Consider the following 18923-nt stretch of genomic DNA (forward strand, 5'->3'; position numbering starts at 1 on the left):
GGTGTCAGCGACATCTGGAAACTGGAGAGTAACTTGCTCTCCGTATGTTTCGATCACGTATTGGGTTGCAGCAGCGTGGTAGTCAAGCTGACTTGAAATATCGTCGTACCTCACTGAACCTCCTTCGGTAAATAACTCTGGAAAGTCTTCTGCATCTCTTCACGAACTTGTCCACTAACAGCCGTTGCAATCTCAGTAGCGTTAGCATCCGTCTTCACGTTCACTGTGATTTCAACAGGGGGAGCGTTTACAGTTGTTTGGTTATTGATGGTTGTACCGGCTTTAGCAGACTGATCATCGGCAACCATTTCACCCCTACTTCCCGGCGTAGAACGTGATGCTGTTGCAACTGCTTGAGCTGCAACTTTGGCAACTGCATTTTTTGGGTCGGACTGGCTCAACAGGTCTTCAAGATGGCGACCAAAGTTCGGCAGACTCTTGGTGTTCAAACCTGACATATCCAAGGCTGGAATTCTTGGATCGAGTGGAGCGTGTTGCTCGTCAAACCCAACCTGATCCCAACGCTTGCGGTTATCGCTGGCAACTTGCTGCAAGTCCCTGCCAACACCCAGCAAACGCCAGAGCTTGGAAATCGGATCACGGACATCTGCATCAAGCTTTTGCTGAGTTGTGCGGGTGTCGCTACTACCACCGGGCAAAGTTAGAACCCCGTCTACACCAGCGTTGCCAATCTGACGGGCTCGGTCTTCTGGTGTCATTGCCTCACCGGTGGAAGTTTTACCCACGGACATACGCAGTACGGATGTAGCGAGCTTGTTCAGCGCGATATCCAGTTGAACAGCGGTCTCTTTGAGAGGCTTCATTGCCTCATTGAGGTCCATTTCAGACTTCAAACGCTCGTTGATGGCCCCAATCAATTCTGGATTCTGATCCAAACCTTGTTGCTGTAAGAACTGGGCGTTGGACAGTCTTGTCGCGTTGGCGTCGATACTGGCGCTCTGTCGGGCGATAGCGTCGGCGTTCTCTTTTACAAACAGCTCGATACCTTTGGTGAAATCGTCAGCTTTGAGATTCCCGGCTGTAGTGCTTGCACGGAAGTCCTTTTCTAGGTTGCCGTCCAAGGCGTGCTTATTACGTGCAGCCCAAGCCCTACGAATTGGCTCTACCAGTAACGGAGCGGCTTCGCTAAAAGTATTCAGGTCTTCACGGTCGCTCTGTGATTTGCTGGCAATTTGCTGGAGCTGCAAGTTGGCGCGGCGCTGTTCCTCGGTAGTCATCCCAGCACCACGGAATGCCGCTTGGCGGGTCTCGTAGGTGCCTGTGGCCTGACTCAAGCTACGACCACGCGCCACCTCGGCCATTAGGAACGTTCGGTATGCCTTCGCAGACTCAAGGCTGGCTTCGGTGCCATATTTCGCATTGATCCGTAGCCACTCGGACTTGGCAAACTCAGCATTTGCGGGGTTCTTGCCACCGGCTTGGGTGAGCACGTTTTCAAGTTGCTGACTCTCGCTGACGCGGCCTTGCACAGCCTCCATACGAGCGCCTAAAGCACTGATAGCGCCCACAATGGCAGCCACGCCAGCGGCGGCACCGCCAACAGCCAAAGCGCCTGTACCAAGCCCAAGGAAGCCCGTAGAGGGTGCTGGTTTGTTACGGTTAGCCTCCCATTGAGCCTGTCGGGTTTGAGCCCACTGGAAGCGCTCTTGCCGTTGCTGGTGTGCAACATCCTGACGATGTGCCCGCACCTTGGCCGCTGCTTGGGCGTCGACAAACTTTTGAGCTTGTCGCTGACCTCGTTCACGGGCTTGCACCATGGCTTGCTCAATACGAGCAGTGGCGCTCATGGTGCGTTGCTGCTGGGCCTGTAGAGCAAGGGTACGTTGCTGCTGGGTGGCAAGAATTGACTCGGCTTTCACCTGACGAGCCTTCGCCTGTGCCAGTGCATCCTCGTTCTTGATTGCCAAGCCCTGTACCTTGAGTTTTGCTGCTTGGGCGGCTTGTTCTTTGGCTGCGAGAACGGCCAAAGCTTGCTTGTCTCGGATGGCTGCGCTACTGAGGAAAGCTAACTCTTTCTGTCCGGCAAACTGCAATTTTTGGCCCTGTAGTTCAGCCGACAACGTGGCGCGACGTGCCTTCTGGACAAGGATCTCGCCTCTCAACTCACGATCAAGTGATGAGCGTACTTGCTTGTCGAGTTTTTCACGGTCAGATGTATCTACTTTGAGCCCAATCTTGGCGCCCATCTTTGCAGAGAGCGCTTCGGCTTGTTTGCCCACTCGCTGCATGGAAGCCTCGGCAGTTTTCAACATGCCTAGAAAGCGCTGTAGACCAGTCGGGTCGACTTTGAAAAACAAACTACCCGTTAGGCGTGCAATTTCTTCATGGGAACCACTCACGGATTGGTCCCTCCAAACGAATGTTGCACAGAGGTAACTTCATACTGACGCAATTGTCGCTCTACGTGCGCTTCGAAAGATCCAGCGCCCATGCCTGCGTAAACGATCTTTCCAGACTCAAACAATCCAGACATGCGACCATGAGCTAGAAACAGTTCAACATGAGCAATTACAGGGCGAGTGCCAGCGATTGCAACGGTGATACTTCCGTCTTTGCAGCGAAACCAAAGAATGCTGTAAGACTGTTGGCTGTAGATGCGCTGAACTACCTCCTTGAAGTTTCCAAGGATACGGTTGATATCGAGGGATGTATTGGATTGAAGCTTGAAGATAATTCTGCGTGGAGCTGGTTCTGCGAGTTTGGCGATTCGTGCCGCCAGTTGTTCCGATACTACGGGTTTTTCCATTAATCATTTTCCTTTTGTGTGACGAAGACCCACGAGCCAACCGGAATACCATGTTGACTTACCGGCAGGGTGAAAGAGCGTGACATTAGTTCTGGGTGTTGAGTATTGAACTCACGGATTGCATTAAAAATGATACTATCGCCATAATCACTTGAGCTCATAATAACAATCATGCCTGCAATCTCCTGTATAGCCTCTGGGGCGCTTTTAGCTATAGGGTGCCGCACTGGTGGCGCCTTTGCCTTAGTTGTTGCTGAAGGCTCTTGTAGCTTATCTGGGGCGTACTTGGTTAATAGTAGTCGAGTAAGTCCATCCATCAGCGTTTTACTCTGGATGGCGTAGCTGTCTTCGCCTCCTCTACCGGCAGTTGCGGCGTATAGGCAGCACGAACTTCGGCCTCAATCTCTGCACGGCGTTTGGCTGCTGCCTCTGCAAGTTCTCGCTCTTGGCGACGCGCCTCAATGTTGACTTGAGCTTGCACTTCCGACTCTATGAAAGCTGCGTTATGCTCTTCGATCTCTTTGGTGTACTGAGCTGTTACATCAGCGGCAATCTTGTCCAATGCTAGCTTCTGAAATTGGGCTGGCCGATGGGTGTACAGTTCAAATTGTGGGCTGCCATGAAAGTCCAAACCAACCTGCACAAGTCCAAGCTGGTGAAGCGTGTTACCTGCTGCCATAGCATCAAGGTAGACCGGCAAAACTTCAAATGCGCTTGGCACTGGAAAAGTTTCAACACCACCGTCGATGTACTTGCTGATTGGGCGCCCAGATACGGGATCAACATCAGCGAAGTGGTCAATACCTGATTTCCGGTCTTTGTATAGGGCTTGGGCTTCGGCAATACGGCGAGCCAGTTCTTTTGGATCAAGGGATTTAAGCATGGGTGGATTCTCCTAGCTGAATTGGTTGTTCGTTGTTGTCGCGGATAATTTTCAAAATCTCGGGCGTTAGTGCGTCATGCACCATCTGCTCAAGCACTTCTTGCGTGGTACTGGGGTTAACATCGCGAAAGATAACTTCAAGTCGCCCAACGACTACTCTTCGTTCGGTGACTTTTCGAATCCGGTGATGTTGGGACTTACATGCGGCGCTGCAATACACTCCGCGAGAATTCTTTGAATCAAATGCTGCACCACACTGGATACAGTTTCGCTTTACTACGGCCATAGGCTGGCTCCTTCTGAACTAGGTGATTTGGGTTGGAGGTGTGTCTTAGTTTGAACTGAAACGCACTAAGGAATAGCGCGGACAAAAAAGAAGGCGGGGTAGCTAGAAGGCGCCCCGCCTTAGTTGTGTAGCTGATACTCTTTGTGTGTTGCGAAGTCATGTCCATTTGAAGAGTCGAGGACTGCGACTCGATCAAGGAACCACCCTCGATCTAGCAAGTTTGGGCCAGTGACTTGCTGCACTGGAGTCGGATGGATACCGGGCCGGGTGAAGCTCGTGAAAGCCTCAAGGAGAAACTGGGAAGTGTTGCGAGGGGCGAGATAGTCGTTTTTCTCCATCTCTGTAACACAGTATACCACACCTTCCTGAAAATACAACCCACACATACAAATAAAATGCAAGAGTTTTATCATGTTTTGGACGAGTGGTAATTCCGACAGGCGTGAACCGTCTTTGATGGGCGTGGGAAATAGTCAGGGTGCGGCGCTGCAAGCAGTAGGGTTACGGCGAAGGGGATGTGATACGAGGCGAGTAGTACAATTGAGTAGTACAAACGAAAAAGCCCGTGAACTCTAAGTAACTGAATTCACGGGCTTTTCTAAATGTGGCGGTGAAGGAGAGATTCGAAAGTACCCGCACCCTCAATCGCTCAGCCGAGGCCCCGGAATACAAGGGCTCCAGCGGTGCCAGTTGCGCAAAAGTATTCCCACGCCATTCCCATGATCATTAACGAGACACCGGTTACGCGTGCGCATCACACGTGTAGGGCGCAGAAATTCCGAAAGTGGGTAGGGGTAAAAAAAAGAGTAACATAAGTAATCTTGACCGCTTTCTCATCCCAAGCTATTGAATTTAAAGGGTTTTAGCTTTCTTTCAAAAGGTAATCTTTAAGTAATATTGAAGTAATCTGATTACTCTTTATAAATGTAATTCTCTAATTTTATAAAACCCTTTAAAATCAATACGTTGTCAAATAATTACCTTTTCAATTACTTCTCTATTACTCCTTTTTGTAATCTCATAGCCCACGGAATACGTGGCCTCCAGACCGTTTCTGTGGGGAGATTACTGAAATTACTCTTTTTGAGACTCCCCCCCTCCCCCTCAATAGAAAAGCCTCCAGCCCCCTTCTACGAAATGCCCCATCGGTGCAGGGTTCCGCAGGCTTTTGACCACCCCACAACGCCGAGCAGCCCCCCAGCCGGTGCCGCGTTGAGCTGTCCGCAGGGCCGCAGAAAAAACGACCCATTTAGCCCGCAGGCGAGGTGGGGGGACGACGGCGCGCGCCAGGTCCAGGTCGGGCTATTTTTTCTCTTTGTAGCACGTCAACTCCCCAAATCTTGATTTTGTGGCACGCCACAACCCCGACCAGCACCAGACCGCACCGAGTTGCCGATGGTCACCACCTCGGACACCATCGAACTCCCGTATTTACTGAGCCAAACAGCCCTTCACGCTTGCCGTGACACCCTGCAAATGCTATGTTGAACTGGGTTTTTTCATGCTGATGAACGGCAGACTTTCGTTCATCCGGGCAGGATTTTTCTACCCCAAAGACCCCTTTCACGAGCAGCAAAAAGCCGCCTCATGGGCGGCTCAATGTTTTGCAGAGAAGGTATCGGAGAGTATCGAGGCGATGTGCAGTTAAAGCCTGCCGCGCGAGTGCCAGCCGGGGTCGATGACCCGTATGCGCAAGCCACGATGCTCTACCAATGCAGTCTGGTCAGAACAACCCTCCCAACGCTGCCGGCTCCCAGTTCATGATGACCAGCTCTCCGCTGACGTCAGCCTTCCCCTGCCGCTGATTCGTCGTGCTATAGCGAATGTCCACAGTCTCGAAGTGAAACCCCTCAAACACCCGTCGGATGTCTGGGTGGTCGTTGATGCTGACCATCACCTTGCCCTTGCACCGCCGCATGAAGTCGGCCATCCGCTCATAGTTCTCAAACGGAAAGTCCACCCCATAACCAGCGGTCTGCCAGTAAGGCGGGTCCATGTAATGGAAGGTGTGCGGTCGGTCATAGCGTTCAGCACACTCAAGCCAGCCCAAGTTCTCGACATAGGTACCCGACAGCCGTTGCCAGGCCGCAGACAGGTTCTCCTCGATCCGCAACAGGTTGATGGCTGGTCCAGTGGTGGCGGTACCGAAAGTTTGCCCACTGACCTTGCCGGCGAAGGCATGGTGCTGCAGGTAGAAAAACCGGGCAGCCCGCTGGATATCGGTAAGGGTCTCCGGCCGGGTCATCTTCTGCCATTCAAACACCTGCCGCGAGCTGAGCGCCCACTTGAACTGGCGCACGAACTCTTCCAGGTGGTTCTGCACAACGCGGTACAGCGTCACCAGGTCGCCGTTGATATCGTTCAGGACTTCAACGGGGGCAGCCTGGGGCCGCATGAAGTAGAGCGCGGCACCGCCGGCAAAGACCTCGACGTAGCATTCATGGGGTGGAAACAGTGGAATTAGACGATCTGCCAGGCGGCGCTTGCCGCCCATCCACGGGATAATTGGTGTGCTCATTAAGTGATCCTTGTTTCGACAATTGGATTCGCTTAGGCTTCGCACCCCCTGCGCAGTGGGGCGAGGCCTTGGTTGGAGCACTCGGCGTGTTCGAGTGATTCAGCGTCGAATCTGTGTTAGCGCACAGGTTCGTCGCCTCGTTTATTGCGCAGGGGGCTTTACGCCTCCCCGCCAATTTCGTACGGCTTGAAGCGGATTACGTTCTCTCCGATCCAGTCATTCAGTTGCTGCATACGTGTCTGAATCGGCTCTATCTCATTCGCCGCATAGATCTGTGCCGCTTCCCTGATCGATCCAAAACCTCCCGCGTTCTGCGGCACGATGCCCATCAGTTGCGGCGGAATGCGCAAGCTGGCCAGCACATCGTCGCGGGTCTGGTTTTTGATCGAGTTGAATTCATCTTTGGCCGCGACCTCACTGACCGGAATCAGCTGGATTCCGTCCTTCTTGCCGGTGGGCGAGTACACGAACAGATTGCGAAAATTGCCTGGTCCCTTCGAATCCTTGAGCGCCTTGCGCAAAGCGTCGATATCGGTCTCTGTCTGCGCGGCATCGGTCATGTAGAGAATGAAGCCGGCGTGACTGCCGTTCTCGTAGTACTTACGGCGGAACAACGTGGCCGATTCGTTGAGCAACGCCGACTGCAAGGCACTGATCCACTCCGGCAAGCCATAAATCTCCTGGTGCAAATTCGCTTCCCGCAGGTGGAAAATGCTGCCCGGTTCAAACTGGTGTTCATCCTTCCAGCCTTGCACCTGGTAATAACGCCCTTCCGGGCCGGCTCGCATGTACTTCGCCAGCGGTGGTACAAGTTGCCGGGTGCCACCGAGCACCGAGCGCCGCGCTTCAAGGTACCCATTACCCAGGCACAACCAGTCCAGGGCGAACTGTTCGAACGCAGCACGCGACAACATGGGGTGTGGAATAAACGTCTTGCTCAACAGGTTGCGCTTGAACATCAGGCCCGAATGCAGATGAACGCTGGAACCAACAGAACGGGCCAGGCCATCAAGCGACAACGGCGGCTCATACCACCGCCCGTTGTACCAACATTGCAGGTAATCGAAGACCTCCCGACTACCCAGCACAGGGGTCGGCTCGCCAAAGCTGAACACTTGCATGCCCTGCCCTGGCGCTGCTGTGGTTGGCACCAGGCCAGAATTTGCGTGTTGTTCGGTCATCAAAAAATCTCCATCCGCCCAGTGTTGGAGGCGGTCTGCCCCTCAAGCGGCTCGTTGTGCAATGCGTGAAAGAGCGCCCAGGCCAGGTCGGCGTGGCCGGTGTTGTCGTTACGCCCTGCGGTGTAGGTGTACTGGCGGCCGCCCGCGGTGACTGTCTTGCGGATCGCCATCAGTGACTGCGCCATGTCGGTCCATCCGGCGTCGAACTCCAGCCGGCCGTTGTGGATCACGTCATAGGCCTTGAGCACCAGGCGCGTTTTGACTTCGGGCGAATAGCTGAAGGTGGTTACAGCTGGGAAGAACTGGCGCACCAGCTGGGCCACGCCGCTGCCCAGCCCAGTGACATCGATCCCGATGTAGGTCACCCAGTAGCGGTCGCAGACGCTTTTGATAAATGCCGCCTGGGCCGCAAAGTCCATGCCCCGGAATTGGTGCCGCTCCAGGACGCGGAATTTGCCGCCCGGTACCAGTGGTGGCGCGACCACCACCAACCCAGAGCAATCACCGGTTTCCGCTGGGTCGTAGCCAATCCAAACCTGGCGGTCACCGAACGGCCGCATGGCGAACGGCTTGTAGTCCTCTGCCCATTCAACCCAACTGTCGACCATGCAGCTCTGCAACAACGCCAACGGAAAGATGCTCGCGCCATCATCAACAAACTCGCACATCAACAGGTTGGCGAACGCCTCGGGGCTATACTCCCGACGCAGCTCCTCAATGTCGAACAGGTCACAGCCGCCGTGCTCTGCGTCCAGGATGGTGACGATCTGTCGCCACAAACGGTCCTCGCAGAACCTCCCCTGTTGGAGCGCCCCATGGGAAACGTCGACCTTGGTGTGCTGGGCCGCTGGCTTGCCCTTGTTGAAGCGTTCGCCGGTCCAGAAGGTGTAGGCTTCATGGGCCATGCTGGATGGTGTCGAGAAGTAGGTTTTGCGCCACTTCTTGTGCATGGCCATGCCCGAGGCGACCTTGTTCAGCTCTTCAAACTTGAACGTCCAGAAGAATTCGTCGAAGTAGAAATTGCCGTGGTAGCCCTGGGCGGTTCGCGCATTGGTTCCGAGAAAAAACAGCTCGGCGCCGTTGGGCAATACGATGGGATCGCCCGTCAGCTCGACACCGATGACCTCACGGGCAAATGCCTGGATGTACCCGCGAAACAGATAGGCTTGGTTTTTCGATGCGGACAGGAAGATCTGATTGCGCCCGGTCTCCAGCGCATCAAGAAACGCCTCGCGGGCAAAGTAATAGGTCGCCCCGATCTGCCGGCTTTTGAGGATGACGCGGGTCCGTTGATTGCCAGCCCGGTACCAGTCTTTCTGGTAATCGAAACAGCCGTCGATAAACGCTTCACGCAGCAGCTCGATTTGCTCTTCGCTAATATCGTTTTTCGGGGTCTTTTTCTTCGGCCCTTCGTTGCGCTTAGCCAGGTTCGGGTTGAGTTCGGTTTCGGTACCACCGCCCTGGAAGCGCTGAATTCTGGCCTGGCGTTCCAACTGGCGATGCAGTAGGTCAATTTCCTTGAAGTCCCCGCCGCTCTTGCCCTCCTTGAGGATCAACTGAACCAACCGGGCTTCCAGCGCCCCGCCGATACGCTCAACGTTATCCGCCCGGTCCCACTCGTCTCGGGCCTTCCAACTGTGTAGCGTTTTCTCTTTTTCGCCAGTAGCCTCGGCAATCTCGCAGATGCGCCAACCCATCCAGTACAGAAACTTGGATTGGCGTCGGGGATCGATAGGGAGCAGTTCGGTCGTAGTCATGGCCGCGATGCTGCCGCCCGCGCCTGCGACTCAGTAGCTCCGCCTCTTGTAACTCCGCTCCCTACAATCCCGACTCGTTGCCGCAACTCGCGCGCGTCACGACCATGCCCCTCATTGCAACGCACTTAGCGCCCAACGCATTGAGGATTCCCGGCATGAAGAAATTTCGCAGCAATTGGTTCCGTGTCGCCGTCGAGGGCGCTACCTCGGACAAACGCACGATCAAACGCAGCTGGCTCGAACAGGCGGCCAAAAACTTCAACCCGGCCACCTATGGCGCCCGCATCTGGCTGGAACACTTCCGCAGCCTGTTGCCGGACAGTCCTTTCAAAGCCTACGGCGACGTGCTGGCGGTCAAGACCGAAGAAGTAGAAATCAATGGCCAGAAAAAGTTGGCCCTGTTCGCCCAAGTCGAACCGACGCCCGAACTGATCGCCATGAATAAGGCCAGGCAGAAGGTCTATACCTCCATCGAAATCGACGACAGCTTCGCCGACACAGGGGAAGCCTACATCGTCGGTCTGGCCGTCACCGACTCCCCTGCCAGCTTGGGTACTGACCTACTCGCCTTCTCCGCGCAAAAACCCGAATCCAGTCCGTTCAAAGACCGCCACTACTCGGCAACGTCCATGTTTACCGAGGCCGTTGAAACCGAACTGACCTTCGAAGAAATCGAGGAAAAACCAGGCATCGGCGCACAACTGCTCAGCACCGTCAAAGCGTTGCTGACCGGCAAACAAGCCAAAGACGACACAGAGTTCAGCCAAATCGGCGAAGCCGTGCAAACCCTCGCTGAACACGTCAAGGATCTGCCCGAGCAAGTGGCCGCCGAGAAGAAGTTCTCTGGAGAGCTGAAAACCAAGGTTGACCAGCTCAGCAAAGACTTGGGCGATCTGAAAACCAAGCTTTCCAACACCCAGGACCACAGCCAAAAGGAACGCCCCCAGGTATCCGGCGGCGATAACCAGGTCGTGACCGACTGCTGACAGTCAGCCCACCACAGCCCCCGAATAACGAAGGACAGCTACCATGCGCAACGATACCCGTACCGTCTTCAACGCCTACCTGGGCCAACTGGCCAAGCTCCACAGCGTGCCCGACGTCACCACCAAATTTGCCACCGCCCCCAGCGTCACCCAGATACTGGAAACCCGGATGCAGGAATCCAGTCAGTTCCTGAGCGCCATCAACATCTACGGCGTCGCCGAGCAGATGGGCGAAAAAATCGGCATGGGCATCGGCGGGCCGAACGCCGGCACTACCGACACCAACACCAAAGAACGCGAAACCAGCGACATCAGCACGCTCGATGACCGTGGCTACTTCTGCTCGCAGACCAACTTTGATACCCACCTGCGTTACAGCAAGTTGGATGCATGGGCCAAGTTCCCCGACTTCCAGGCCCGTATTCGTGACGCCATCCTGAAACGCCAGGCGCTGGACCGTATCCTGATCGGTTGGAACGGCGTCAGTCGCGCCGCGACGTCCAACCCAGCCACCAATCCACTGCGCCAGGACGTCAACATTGGTTGGCTGCAGAAGATGCGCGCCGAAAACGCCGCCCGCGTCATGAAGGAAGTGGTCGAAGGCTCCGGCAAGATCACCATCGGTGCCGGTAAAGACTTCACCAACCTCGACGCCCTGGTGTTCAGCATGGTCGAGGAATTCATTGCCCCGTGGTACCAGGAAGACCCTGACCTGGTGGTGATCTGCGGTCGACAACTGCTGGCCGACAAGTACTTCCCGATCATCAACAAAGACAACGCTCCGACTGAAATGCTGGCCGCAGACATCGTCACCAGCCAGAAGCGTCTGGGTAACTTGCCCGCTGTGCGTGTGCCTTACTTCCCTCCGCGTGGGCTGTTGGTCACCAAGCTGGAAAACCTGTCGATCTACTGGCAGGAAGGCAGCCGCCGCCGCACCGTCGTCGACAACGCCAAACGCGACCGCATCGAAAACTACGAGTCGGTGAATGACGCCTACGTCATTGAAGACTTGGAATGTGCCTCGCTCGCTGAAAACATCGAACTGGCATAAGGCGACCGACCATGACCAACCCTTGCCGTCGTCACTATCAACGCGTCACTGCCGCCCTGGAGGCGGCAGCCGTTGAACCGACTCAAACCATGGCCGGCGCCACGGCTTACGAGCATCAGCTCAACCAATTGCTACAGGATCGCCTGCGCCTGAAACAGGTGCAGTCAAACCAAGGTAAAGCCGAACTCAAGCGCCAGTTACTGCCGGACTACATCCCTTACGTTCAGGGAGTGCTGGAGGCTGGTCAGGGTGCGCAAGACGAGGTGATGACCACGGTCATGGTCTGGCGCTTCGATGCCGGCGACTTTACGGGCGGCCTCGATATCGCCACCTACGTGCTGAAACACAAGATGGTCATGCCTGACCGTTTCGCTCGCACGCTGGGGTGCCTGGTAGCCGAAGAAGTCGCCACGGCAGCGTTTAAGGCACAGAAGGTCAACGAGCCGTTCGACTTGGCAATCCTGCACCGCACGGCCGAACTGACCGAATCCGAAGACATGCCCGACCAGGCACGCGCCAAGTTGTTCCTGGCTCTTGGTCGCGCCACGCTGGTGGGCATCACCGAAGAGCAGCCAGGCCAACCAGGCCAGGTTCAGGCAGGTGTCGACCTGCTGAAACAAGCCATCGCCCTGCACGATGCATGCGGCGGCAAGAAAGATCTGGAGCGGGCAGACCGCCTGCTCAACAAACTCGCTGCCACTGGCAGCTAACCGAGCGTCCCCACGCACCCCGCCGGCTCGGGGCGGATCGGCCAGGCCGCTCCTCCTGAACGTGAAGCCCCGACCACCGGCGACCTATTTTTGAGTGCAGTCATGAGCGCATTTGTAGCCAACGGCACAGTCGACAGCGGCCACATCAACACCGACCCGTTCTGGCCGTCGATTGACCTGGACAATTTGCGCGCCACCCTGCGCATCGACAACAGCGTCACACCGGCCCGCCTGGAGACCGCAGTGATCGCCGCAGCCATCAACCTCAACCGCGAACTGGGCGAATGGCGTGCAATCCAACAAGCTGCTGGCTACACCACGCTGGACGACGTACCAGGTGACCGCATCAAGAATGTGTCAGTAAAAGCACACCTCTACCGTCGCGCCATCGAAGCCGGTACCGGCGCCGAAGTCTGCGAGCGATACCGCTCCTACGACACCACCAATGTCGGCAACCACAAAGCCGAAGAACTCACCCCGAACATCGACGACTACCGCCGCGACCTGCGCTGGGCTGTACGCGACTTCCTTGGCATCGGCCGCACCACCGTGGAGCTGATCTGATGCCCATCACCGTCAGCGCCTATCAAAACGACACCGTCGACTCGTTGTGCTGGCGGTACTACGGTCGCACCGCAGGTGTCACCGAAGCCGTGCTTGAGGCCAACCCCGGCCTCGCCGACTACGGTCCAATTTTGCCGCAAGGCCTTGTCGTCAACATGCCAGAAGCCCAAGCCAGCGCCCCACAGCGGCAAATGGTGAACCTATGGGACTGATCCCCTGCAACCAAGGAAACCCACACCATGGCTGATCCGACTTCCAGCGCTGTGACCGGCCTTCTTATGGGCCTGGGCCTGGCGACCGTTACGCCGATCATCGACGGGGAGGCGCTATTCGGCGCGATCCTCGGCGCCTGGCTGGTGACCAGTACCAAGCATGACCTCAAGGTTTGGCAGCGTCTGGGCTCACTGTTTCTGTCGGCCGGGGTGGGTTACCTCTTCGCGCCGATGGCCCTGCAGGCCATCCCGTTCATCACCAGCGGCGGCGGTGCATTCGTCTGTGCCCTGGTAGTCATCCCGGTCAGCATCAAGTTGATGGTGTGGGTGGAAAAAGCGGACATCTGGGATATCTGGCGTCGCATCCGAGGGGGCAGCTGAAATGCCAAACATCGAACTGGCCGTGCAACTGATCACGGCAATCGCCTACTTGCTGAGCGCCTTCCGGTTGGCCTGCTACACCCGAGGCGCATCCCGATACCGGCGCAGCATCTCATTACTCGCCAGCATGTTCGGCTCCGCGCTGTGCATCTGCGGTCTGGAAATACTGCTGTACCGCCAGCCCACCAGCCTCTGGCAAGCCGTCTCCATCGTATTGCTCTGCACCCTGATTTTCCGTTCACGCGGCAATGTCGCCGCCCTGTTGAGGCCCAGCGCATGACCACCACCCTACGCCACGGCGACCGCTCACAAGCCGTCCGCATTCTGCAAAAGAACCTCAACAACCACGGGGCCAAGCTGGTGGTGGACGGCGACTACGGCGACGTCACCGAAACCGCCGTTCGTGCTTATCAGGTGAAAGTCGGCCTGGTCGCTGATGGCGTTGCCGGGACCAAGACCCAAACCAGCCTGGCAGGTGGCGACTGCGCCCAGTTGCTGCGAAACAACGACCTGGTGAAAGCCGCCGAACGCCTCGACGTTCCCCTGGCCAGCATCTATGCGGTCAACGAAGTGGAATCCAATGGCAAGGGCTTCCTCGACAATGGCAAGCCGGTGATCCTGTTTGAGCGACACATCATGTACCGCCAGCTATCCACGCCACGGCATGAAGGCGATGATCCGGCCGAACTCAAACGCCAGGCCGACCAGCTCGCCACCACCAACCCGGCCTTGGTCAACCAAAAGCCCGGTGGTTATGTCGGCGGTACCGCCGAACACCAGCGTCTGGCAATGGCCCGACTGATCGACGACACCGCCGCTCTGGAATCTGCGTCCTGGGGTGCATTCCAGATTATGGGCTTCCACTGGAGGCGCCTGGGCTATTCCAGCGTGCAGGACTTCGTGACAGCCATGAGTGCCGGCGAATCGCAGCAGTTCGACGCCTTCACCCGATTCATTGAAACCGATCCGGCGTTACATAAGGCCCTGAAAGCCCGCAAATGGGCCGAGTTCGCCAAGCTTTACAACGGGCCGAACTATCAGCGCAATCTTTACGACACCAAACTCCAACGCGCCTACGAGCGCCATGCCGGCTGCGAATGCGGGCAAGTGGTGGCGGCATGATCGACTTCGACGCGGTGGAAAAGCTACAGGTGCAGGACGGTGACCTGCTGGTGGTCCCGGAATCGACCGAACAGGACGACATGGTACGGCTGGCCGAGTGCATACAGCTGATGAACAACGCCAGAGCCGTAATCGTGCGCGGCCCGATCAAGCAGCTCGACACCGCTGCCATGAACAAACTTGGTTGGTACCGCGCGTGAGCACCCTGCGCCAGGCCCTGTACGGCTTCGCCCTGCTCGGTGCCCTGGCGCTATTGATCTGGGGCCAGCAACAGCGCATCGATGTCGCTGAAGGCCAAACTGAGCGGGCAAAGGATGCGGCCAAGACTGCCCGCAAGGACGCCGACCGCAACCTGGCGACCGCCAACACCCTCACCGCGACCCTGCAACAGGAACGCGAAGCACAAAGCGCCCTGCGCGCTCAACAGGACCTGTTGCGCCAAGGCCTGGCAAAACGTGAGCGAACCATAGAGGAACTGAAACTTGAAAACGCTGAACTACGCGACTGGGCTGCTCAGCCTTTGCCTGACGCTGCTCGCCGGCTGCGGGAGCGCCCCGCCCTTACCGGCGCCGACGCTTATCGTCAGTGGCTGTCCGGCCGTGGTGCCGTGCCAACTGCCGGCCACCAGCCCGCGCAGTAACGGCGACCAACTCACCGACCAGGACCGCATCGAAGCCGCCTGGGCCGACTGCGCCGCCCAGGTCGACATGGTTTATCAGCACCAACAGGCCCAACCATGAACAAGCACGAAAGCCTGCGCGCTCACTTGCTGGCCTGCGTGGCCGAGCTGAAGCACAACCCCGAGAGCCTGCTGATCTTCATCGACAACGGCAAGGTCCGCTGCACTGCTGCCGCAAGCCTGTCCTTTGAGTACAGCTTTGACCTGCAGATCATCCTCACCGACTTCGCCGGGCACCCCGACAGCGTGATACTGCCCATCCTTGGTTGGCTCAGCGTCAACCAGTCCGAGCTGCTGGAAAACCTCGACAAAGTGAAGACCGGCATTCAGTTCGAAGCCGATATCATCGACACCAGCAAGGTCGACTTCAGCCTAACCCTACCGCTGACAGAGCGGGTGATTGTCGGCAAGGATGACCAGGGCAACACCACCGTCAAGCATGCCGGCGAGCCGCAACGTGTCGCGGACTATCTTGATCCGAACTGGGTACCAGGTGCCCTGGGCAACGCCAGTGAATGGGTCGTGCCCAAATGAATGGGAGCTTGGAGGCACTTGAGGACTGGGTAGGCCCGCTGCTCAAGAAACTGCAGCCAGCAGAGCGCGGAAAACTTGCCCGCAGCCTGGCCCAGCAGCTTCGGCGCAATCAGCAACAACGTGTGAAAACCCAAGCGAACCCGGATGGCAGCAAGTACACCCCCAGGAAGAAGCGCGACTTACGTGGGAAGAAGGGCCGCATCCGACGCAAGCTGGAGATGTTCCAGAAGCTGAGCAAGGTGACATACCTGAAGGCTAAAGGTGATGGCAGTGCCATCAGCGTAGGCTTCACCGGCCGGGTCGCCCGGATTGCCAGGGTCCACCAGTACGGCTTGAGGGATCGCGCAGAGCGCAACGCGCCACAGGTCCAATACGATCAGCGAGAGGTTCTGGGCTTTACCGACGCTGACCTCGACTTGATCCGCGATGGCTTACTCGCACACCTGACACTGTAGCGGCCCTTCCTACAAGGCAACGGAGCTGCACCCGCGCGTGCGTGGCGCCACCATCGGCGTCATGAACGACTTCGCAGCCCTCTCCCGCATGCTCGAAAACCTCATCCGCCTCGGCGTCATTGCCGAAGTCCAGATGGAGCCTCCGCGCGTGAAAGTAAAAACCGGGGAACTGACCACCGCCTGGCTGCCATGGATCGCCCCGCGCGCCGGAACCGATCAGGTATGGGACCCGCCGACAGAGGGTGAACAAGTCATGTTGTTCAGCCCGTCCGGCCAGCTCGCCAATGGTGTTGCTGTGACAGGCCTTTTCAGCGACCACATTCCAGCCAACGGCAAACGCGCGGGCCTGCACCGCCGCACCTACGCCGATGGCACCGTGATCGAGTACGACAGCATTGCCCATCACCTAAACGCCACCCTGGTCGGCGGCGGCACCACCAACCTTATCAGCAAGGGCGGCATAAACATCGTCGGACCGATCACACACCAGGGCGACTACACCCAAACCGGCAATCAGAACATCACCGGCCGGGTCGACGTTTCGGATGACGTGGTCGCGGCGGGCGTCAGTCTGGTGAATCACCTGACCTCTGGCGTTAAGCAAGGCGGCGACCAATCCGGGAGGCCTATCCCAACATGAACCGACAAACCGGCGGCGCCATCGACAACCGCGCCCATATCAGCCAGTGCATCACCGACATCCTCACCACGCGACTCGGCACCCGAGTGATGCGCCGCGAATACGGCAGCCTGCTGCCCGAGCTGGTGGACCATCCGTTCAATGATGTCATCCGTTTACAGGTCTACGCCGCGACGGTCATGGCACTGATGCGCTGGGAACCGCGTATCAGCCTTAGCCGCGTGCAGTTCACGGGGGCCAGCTTGCAAGGCCAAGCGGTGCTGGATCTGGAAGGCAGTATGGTCGACACCAATGAACCACTGAGCCTCAGCCTGCCGCTGCAACTGGGAGGCAGTGTATGAACAGCTTCGCCGCCATCGACCTCAGCCAGCTCCCGCCGCCGCAGATCGTCGAACAGATCGACTTCGAACTGATCCTGGCCGAGCGCAAGGCTTACATGATCAGCCTCTGGCCGGCCGAAGAACAGGCGGAAATCGCCGCACGCCTCGACATGGAGTCGGAGCCGCTGACCAAGCTGCTGCAAGAGAATGCCTACCGCGAAACCATCTGGCGCCAGCGGGTCAATGAAGCCTCCCTGGCTAACCTGCTCGCCACTGCTCGGGGTACCGACCTGGAACAACTGGCGGCCAACTTCAACGTGAAAAAGCTGGTCATTCAGGAAGGCAAGCCATCGGCGGTGCCGCCTGTGCCAAGGCTAATGGAAAGCGACGACAGCCTACGCGAGCGGGCACAAATGGCCTGGGAAGGCCTTAGCACCGCAGGTCCGCGCAACAGCTATATCTTCCACGCACGGGCGGCTGACGGCCGGGTTGCCGATGCCACCGCCGAAAGCCCGTCGCCTGCCGTGGCCGTTGTCACGGTGCAATCCTTACTCGGCGATGGCACGGCCTCTGCTGACCTGCTCGCCAGCGTCAACGCTTACCTCAGCGACGATGACCGCCGCCCGGTAGCGGATCGATTGACTGTCCAGGGCGCGCAGATCCTCCGGTACCAGGTAAAAGCCAAGCTCTACCTGTTGTCCAGCGGGCCGGAGTCAGAGCCGATTCTTGCCGCTTCTGAAGCGCGCTTGCTGGCCTACGTCAATCAACGCCGGCGACTCGGTATGGAAGTGTCAGAGTCGGCACTGCACGCTGCAGCACACGTTGAAGGGGTGCGCAAGGTTGAGCTGGAAGGCTGGGTTGATATCGTCGCGACCAAAGCCCAAGCGCCCTACTGCACCAAAGTCACCGTCACCCGAGGCGCCGAATAATGGGTGCCCAGCAGCTGCTGCCGGGGAACTCCACGCCGCTGGAACGCCAAGCGGCGCAAGCGCTCGCGCAAATTCAGCGAGTGCCCATTCCACTGCGTCAGCTTTGCAATCCCGACACTTGCCCGCTGGAGCTGCTGCCATACCTGGCCTGGTCCTTTTCGGTCGATCGCTGGGACAGCAAATGGCCTGAGGCGGCGAAACGGTCGGCCATTCGATCATCCCACTTCATCCATTCGCGCAAGGGCACCATCGGCGCCCTGCGGCGTGTGGTCGAGCCTTTGGGCTACCTGATCGAAGTCCTGGAGTGGTGGCAGACCATCCCTCTGGGTGTGCCTGGCACCTTCTCCATTAAGGTCGGCGTGCTGGAAACCGGCATCACCGAAGAGATGTATCAGGAACTTACCTGGCTGATTGATGACGCCAGGCCGGTCACCCGTCACCTCACAGGCCTGGCCATCAGCCTTGAAACCACGGGCATGCTCAACATCTTCGCCAGCGTTTATGAAGGCGATGAAATCGACGTTTATCCGCCGGTCATGCGTGACATTGAGGTCACCGGCTCCTTTGGCGTGGTCGGGCGTGAACACTCCATAGACACCCTGGACGTTTATTATGATTGATGTGAATTCACAGTTTTTCGCCATCCTCACAAAAGTAGGGAGAGCCAAGCAGGCAAACGCCGACGCGCTCGGTATCCCCTGGAAAATCACTGAAATGGGCGTGGGTGATGCAAATGACACTGACCCCATTCCAAGCGAGACGCAAACCCGCCTGATCAATGAATGGCGCCGCCGTCCCTTGAATCAAGTGCGGGTTGATCCGGCGAACCCGGCGGTGATCATTGCCGAGCAAATTATCCCGGCCGACGAGGGTGGGCGCTGGATTCGCGAAATCGGTCTGTACGACGCAGACGGCGACCTGGTGGCGGTGGCTAACTGCGCGCCGAGC

25 protein-coding genes and 1 pseudogene are annotated in these 18923 nt (G+C 57.6%); 18 read left to right on the plus strand and 8 right to left on the minus strand.

Annotated features, from left to right (window positions below; all coding sequences use genetic code 11):
• Positions 1-110: 110 nt before the first annotated feature.
• From A7D21_RS08990 to A7D21_RS09020, 8 genes are all read right to left on the minus strand, one after another.
• Positions 111-2360: a tape measure protein gene (locus A7D21_RS08990; protein ID WP_069551517.1), complete on the minus strand. Its 2250-nt coding sequence runs from the start codon at positions 2358-2360 to the stop codon at positions 111-113.
• Positions 2357-2767 carry a hypothetical protein gene (locus A7D21_RS08995; RefSeq protein WP_069551518.1) on the minus strand — a complete coding sequence of 137 codons (411 nt, stop codon included), beginning with the start codon at positions 2765-2767 and terminating at the stop codon, positions 2357-2359. Before A7D21_RS08995 ends, A7D21_RS08990 begins: the two co-directional genes overlap by 4 nt.
• Positions 2767-3084, minus strand: coding sequence for a hypothetical protein (locus A7D21_RS35210; RefSeq protein WP_141718210.1), 318 nt, complete (start codon positions 3082-3084; stop codon positions 2767-2769). Before A7D21_RS35210 ends, A7D21_RS08995 begins: the two co-directional genes overlap by 1 nt.
• Positions 3084-3650 (minus strand): hypothetical protein, encoded by a 567-nt coding sequence (locus A7D21_RS09000; protein WP_069551519.1) that lies wholly within the window; start codon positions 3648-3650, stop codon positions 3084-3086. Before A7D21_RS09000 ends, A7D21_RS35210 begins: the two co-directional genes overlap by 1 nt.
• Positions 3643-3936, minus strand: a complete 294-nt coding sequence (locus A7D21_RS35215) for a hypothetical protein (RefSeq protein WP_141718211.1) — start codon at positions 3934-3936, stop codon at positions 3643-3645. Before A7D21_RS35215 ends, A7D21_RS09000 begins: the two co-directional genes overlap by 8 nt.
• A 1723-nt stretch (positions 3937-5659) precedes the next feature.
• Positions 5660-6454 carry a DNA adenine methylase gene (locus A7D21_RS09010; protein WP_069551521.1) on the minus strand — a complete coding sequence of 265 codons (795 nt, stop codon included), beginning with the start codon at positions 6452-6454 and terminating at the stop codon, positions 5660-5662.
• 158 nt (positions 6455-6612) lie between these two features.
• Entirely contained in the window at positions 6613-7635 is a 1023-nt protein-coding gene (locus tag A7D21_RS09015; protein WP_069551522.1) for a phage portal protein, read from the minus strand.
• A complete protein-coding gene (locus A7D21_RS09020) occupies positions 7635-9392 on the minus strand; it encodes a terminase ATPase subunit family protein (protein WP_069551523.1) in 1758 nt (585 codons plus the stop codon). Before A7D21_RS09020 ends, A7D21_RS09015 begins: the two co-directional genes overlap by 1 nt.
• Positions 9393-9547: 155 nt before the next feature.
• On the opposite strand from A7D21_RS09020, the gene A7D21_RS09025 reads away from it, so the two are divergent.
• From A7D21_RS09025 to A7D21_RS09105, 18 genes and pseudogenes are all read left to right on the plus strand, one after another.
• Positions 9548-10378, plus strand: a complete 831-nt coding sequence (locus A7D21_RS09025; protein ID WP_069551524.1) for a GPO family capsid scaffolding protein — start codon at positions 9548-9550, stop codon at positions 10376-10378.
• Positions 10379-10421: 43 nt separating this feature from the next.
• Positions 10422-11429 carry a phage major capsid protein, P2 family gene (locus tag A7D21_RS09030; protein ID WP_069551525.1) on the plus strand — a complete coding sequence of 336 codons (1008 nt, stop codon included), beginning with the start codon at positions 10422-10424 and terminating at the stop codon, positions 11427-11429.
• Positions 11430-11440: 11 nt separating this feature from the next.
• The gene (locus A7D21_RS09035; RefSeq protein WP_069551526.1) at positions 11441-12139 is read left to right on the plus strand and encodes a terminase endonuclease subunit; all 699 of its coding nucleotides are present in this window, start codon (positions 11441-11443) and stop codon (positions 12137-12139) included.
• Positions 12140-12241: 102 nt separating this feature from the next.
• Positions 12242-12703, plus strand: a complete 462-nt coding sequence (locus A7D21_RS09040; protein WP_069551527.1) for a head completion/stabilization protein — start codon at positions 12242-12244, stop codon at positions 12701-12703.
• Positions 12703-12915, plus strand: coding sequence for a tail protein X (locus A7D21_RS09045; protein WP_069551528.1), 213 nt, complete (start codon positions 12703-12705; stop codon positions 12913-12915). The genes A7D21_RS09040 and A7D21_RS09045 overlap by 1 nt, the downstream gene beginning before the upstream one ends.
• A gap of 27 nt (positions 12916-12942) precedes the next feature.
• Complete coding sequence (locus tag A7D21_RS09050; RefSeq protein WP_069551529.1) at positions 12943-13296, plus strand: putative holin; 354 nt, start codon at positions 12943-12945, stop codon at positions 13294-13296.
• Between the two features lies 1 nt (position 13297).
• Positions 13298-13576 carry a phage holin family protein gene (locus A7D21_RS09055; protein ID WP_069551530.1) on the plus strand — a complete coding sequence of 93 codons (279 nt, stop codon included), beginning with the start codon at positions 13298-13300 and terminating at the stop codon, positions 13574-13576.
• Positions 13573-14418 carry an N-acetylmuramidase family protein gene (locus A7D21_RS09060; protein WP_069551531.1) on the plus strand — a complete coding sequence of 282 codons (846 nt, stop codon included), beginning with the start codon at positions 13573-13575 and terminating at the stop codon, positions 14416-14418. The genes A7D21_RS09055 and A7D21_RS09060 overlap by 4 nt, the downstream gene beginning before the upstream one ends.
• The gene (locus tag A7D21_RS09065; RefSeq protein ID WP_058410908.1) at positions 14415-14618 is read left to right on the plus strand and encodes a hypothetical protein; all 204 of its coding nucleotides are present in this window, start codon (positions 14415-14417) and stop codon (positions 14616-14618) included. The genes A7D21_RS09060 and A7D21_RS09065 overlap by 4 nt, the downstream gene beginning before the upstream one ends.
• The gene (gene lysB, locus A7D21_RS36180; RefSeq protein ID WP_069551540.1) at positions 14615-15058 is read left to right on the plus strand and encodes an Rz-like lysis system protein LysB; all 444 of its coding nucleotides are present in this window, start codon (positions 14615-14617) and stop codon (positions 15056-15058) included. Before A7D21_RS09065 ends, lysB begins: the two co-directional genes overlap by 4 nt.
• Positions 14973-15158 (plus strand): annotated as a pseudogene (lysC, locus tag A7D21_RS36040) (Rz1-like lysis system protein LysC); the annotation flags it as partial. The gene lysB and the pseudogene lysC, both read left to right, overlap by 86 nt.
• Complete coding sequence (locus A7D21_RS09075) at positions 15155-15631, plus strand: phage tail protein (RefSeq protein ID WP_069551532.1); 477 nt, start codon at positions 15155-15157, stop codon at positions 15629-15631. The pseudogene lysC and the gene A7D21_RS09075, both read left to right, overlap by 4 nt.
• Positions 15628-16086 carry a phage virion morphogenesis protein gene (locus tag A7D21_RS09080; protein WP_069551533.1) on the plus strand — a complete coding sequence of 153 codons (459 nt, stop codon included), beginning with the start codon at positions 15628-15630 and terminating at the stop codon, positions 16084-16086. The genes A7D21_RS09075 and A7D21_RS09080 overlap by 4 nt, the downstream gene beginning before the upstream one ends.
• A gap of 61 nt (positions 16087-16147) precedes the next feature.
• The gene (locus A7D21_RS09085; protein ID WP_069551541.1) at positions 16148-16726 is read left to right on the plus strand and encodes a phage baseplate assembly protein V; all 579 of its coding nucleotides are present in this window, start codon (positions 16148-16150) and stop codon (positions 16724-16726) included.
• Positions 16723-17067, plus strand: coding sequence for a GPW/gp25 family protein (locus tag A7D21_RS09090; RefSeq protein WP_069551534.1), 345 nt, complete (start codon positions 16723-16725; stop codon positions 17065-17067). The genes A7D21_RS09085 and A7D21_RS09090 overlap by 4 nt, the downstream gene beginning before the upstream one ends.
• A complete protein-coding gene (locus A7D21_RS09095) occupies positions 17064-17975 on the plus strand; it encodes a baseplate assembly protein (protein WP_069551535.1) in 912 nt (303 codons plus the stop codon). Before A7D21_RS09090 ends, A7D21_RS09095 begins: the two co-directional genes overlap by 4 nt.
• Positions 17975-18595, plus strand: a complete 621-nt coding sequence (locus A7D21_RS09100; protein ID WP_069551536.1) for a phage tail protein I — start codon at positions 17975-17977, stop codon at positions 18593-18595. Before A7D21_RS09095 ends, A7D21_RS09100 begins: the two co-directional genes overlap by 1 nt.
• Positions 18588-18923 (plus strand): phage tail protein (locus tag A7D21_RS09105; protein WP_171902600.1); only part of this gene is annotated, 336 nt, incomplete at its 3' end. The genes A7D21_RS09100 and A7D21_RS09105, both read left to right, overlap by 8 nt.

Origin of the sequence: Pseudomonas sp. AP19 (assembly GCF_001728855.1) — a bacterium.
Classification (GTDB): Bacteria; Pseudomonadota; Gammaproteobacteria; order Pseudomonadales; family Pseudomonadaceae; genus Aquipseudomonas; species Aquipseudomonas fluorescens.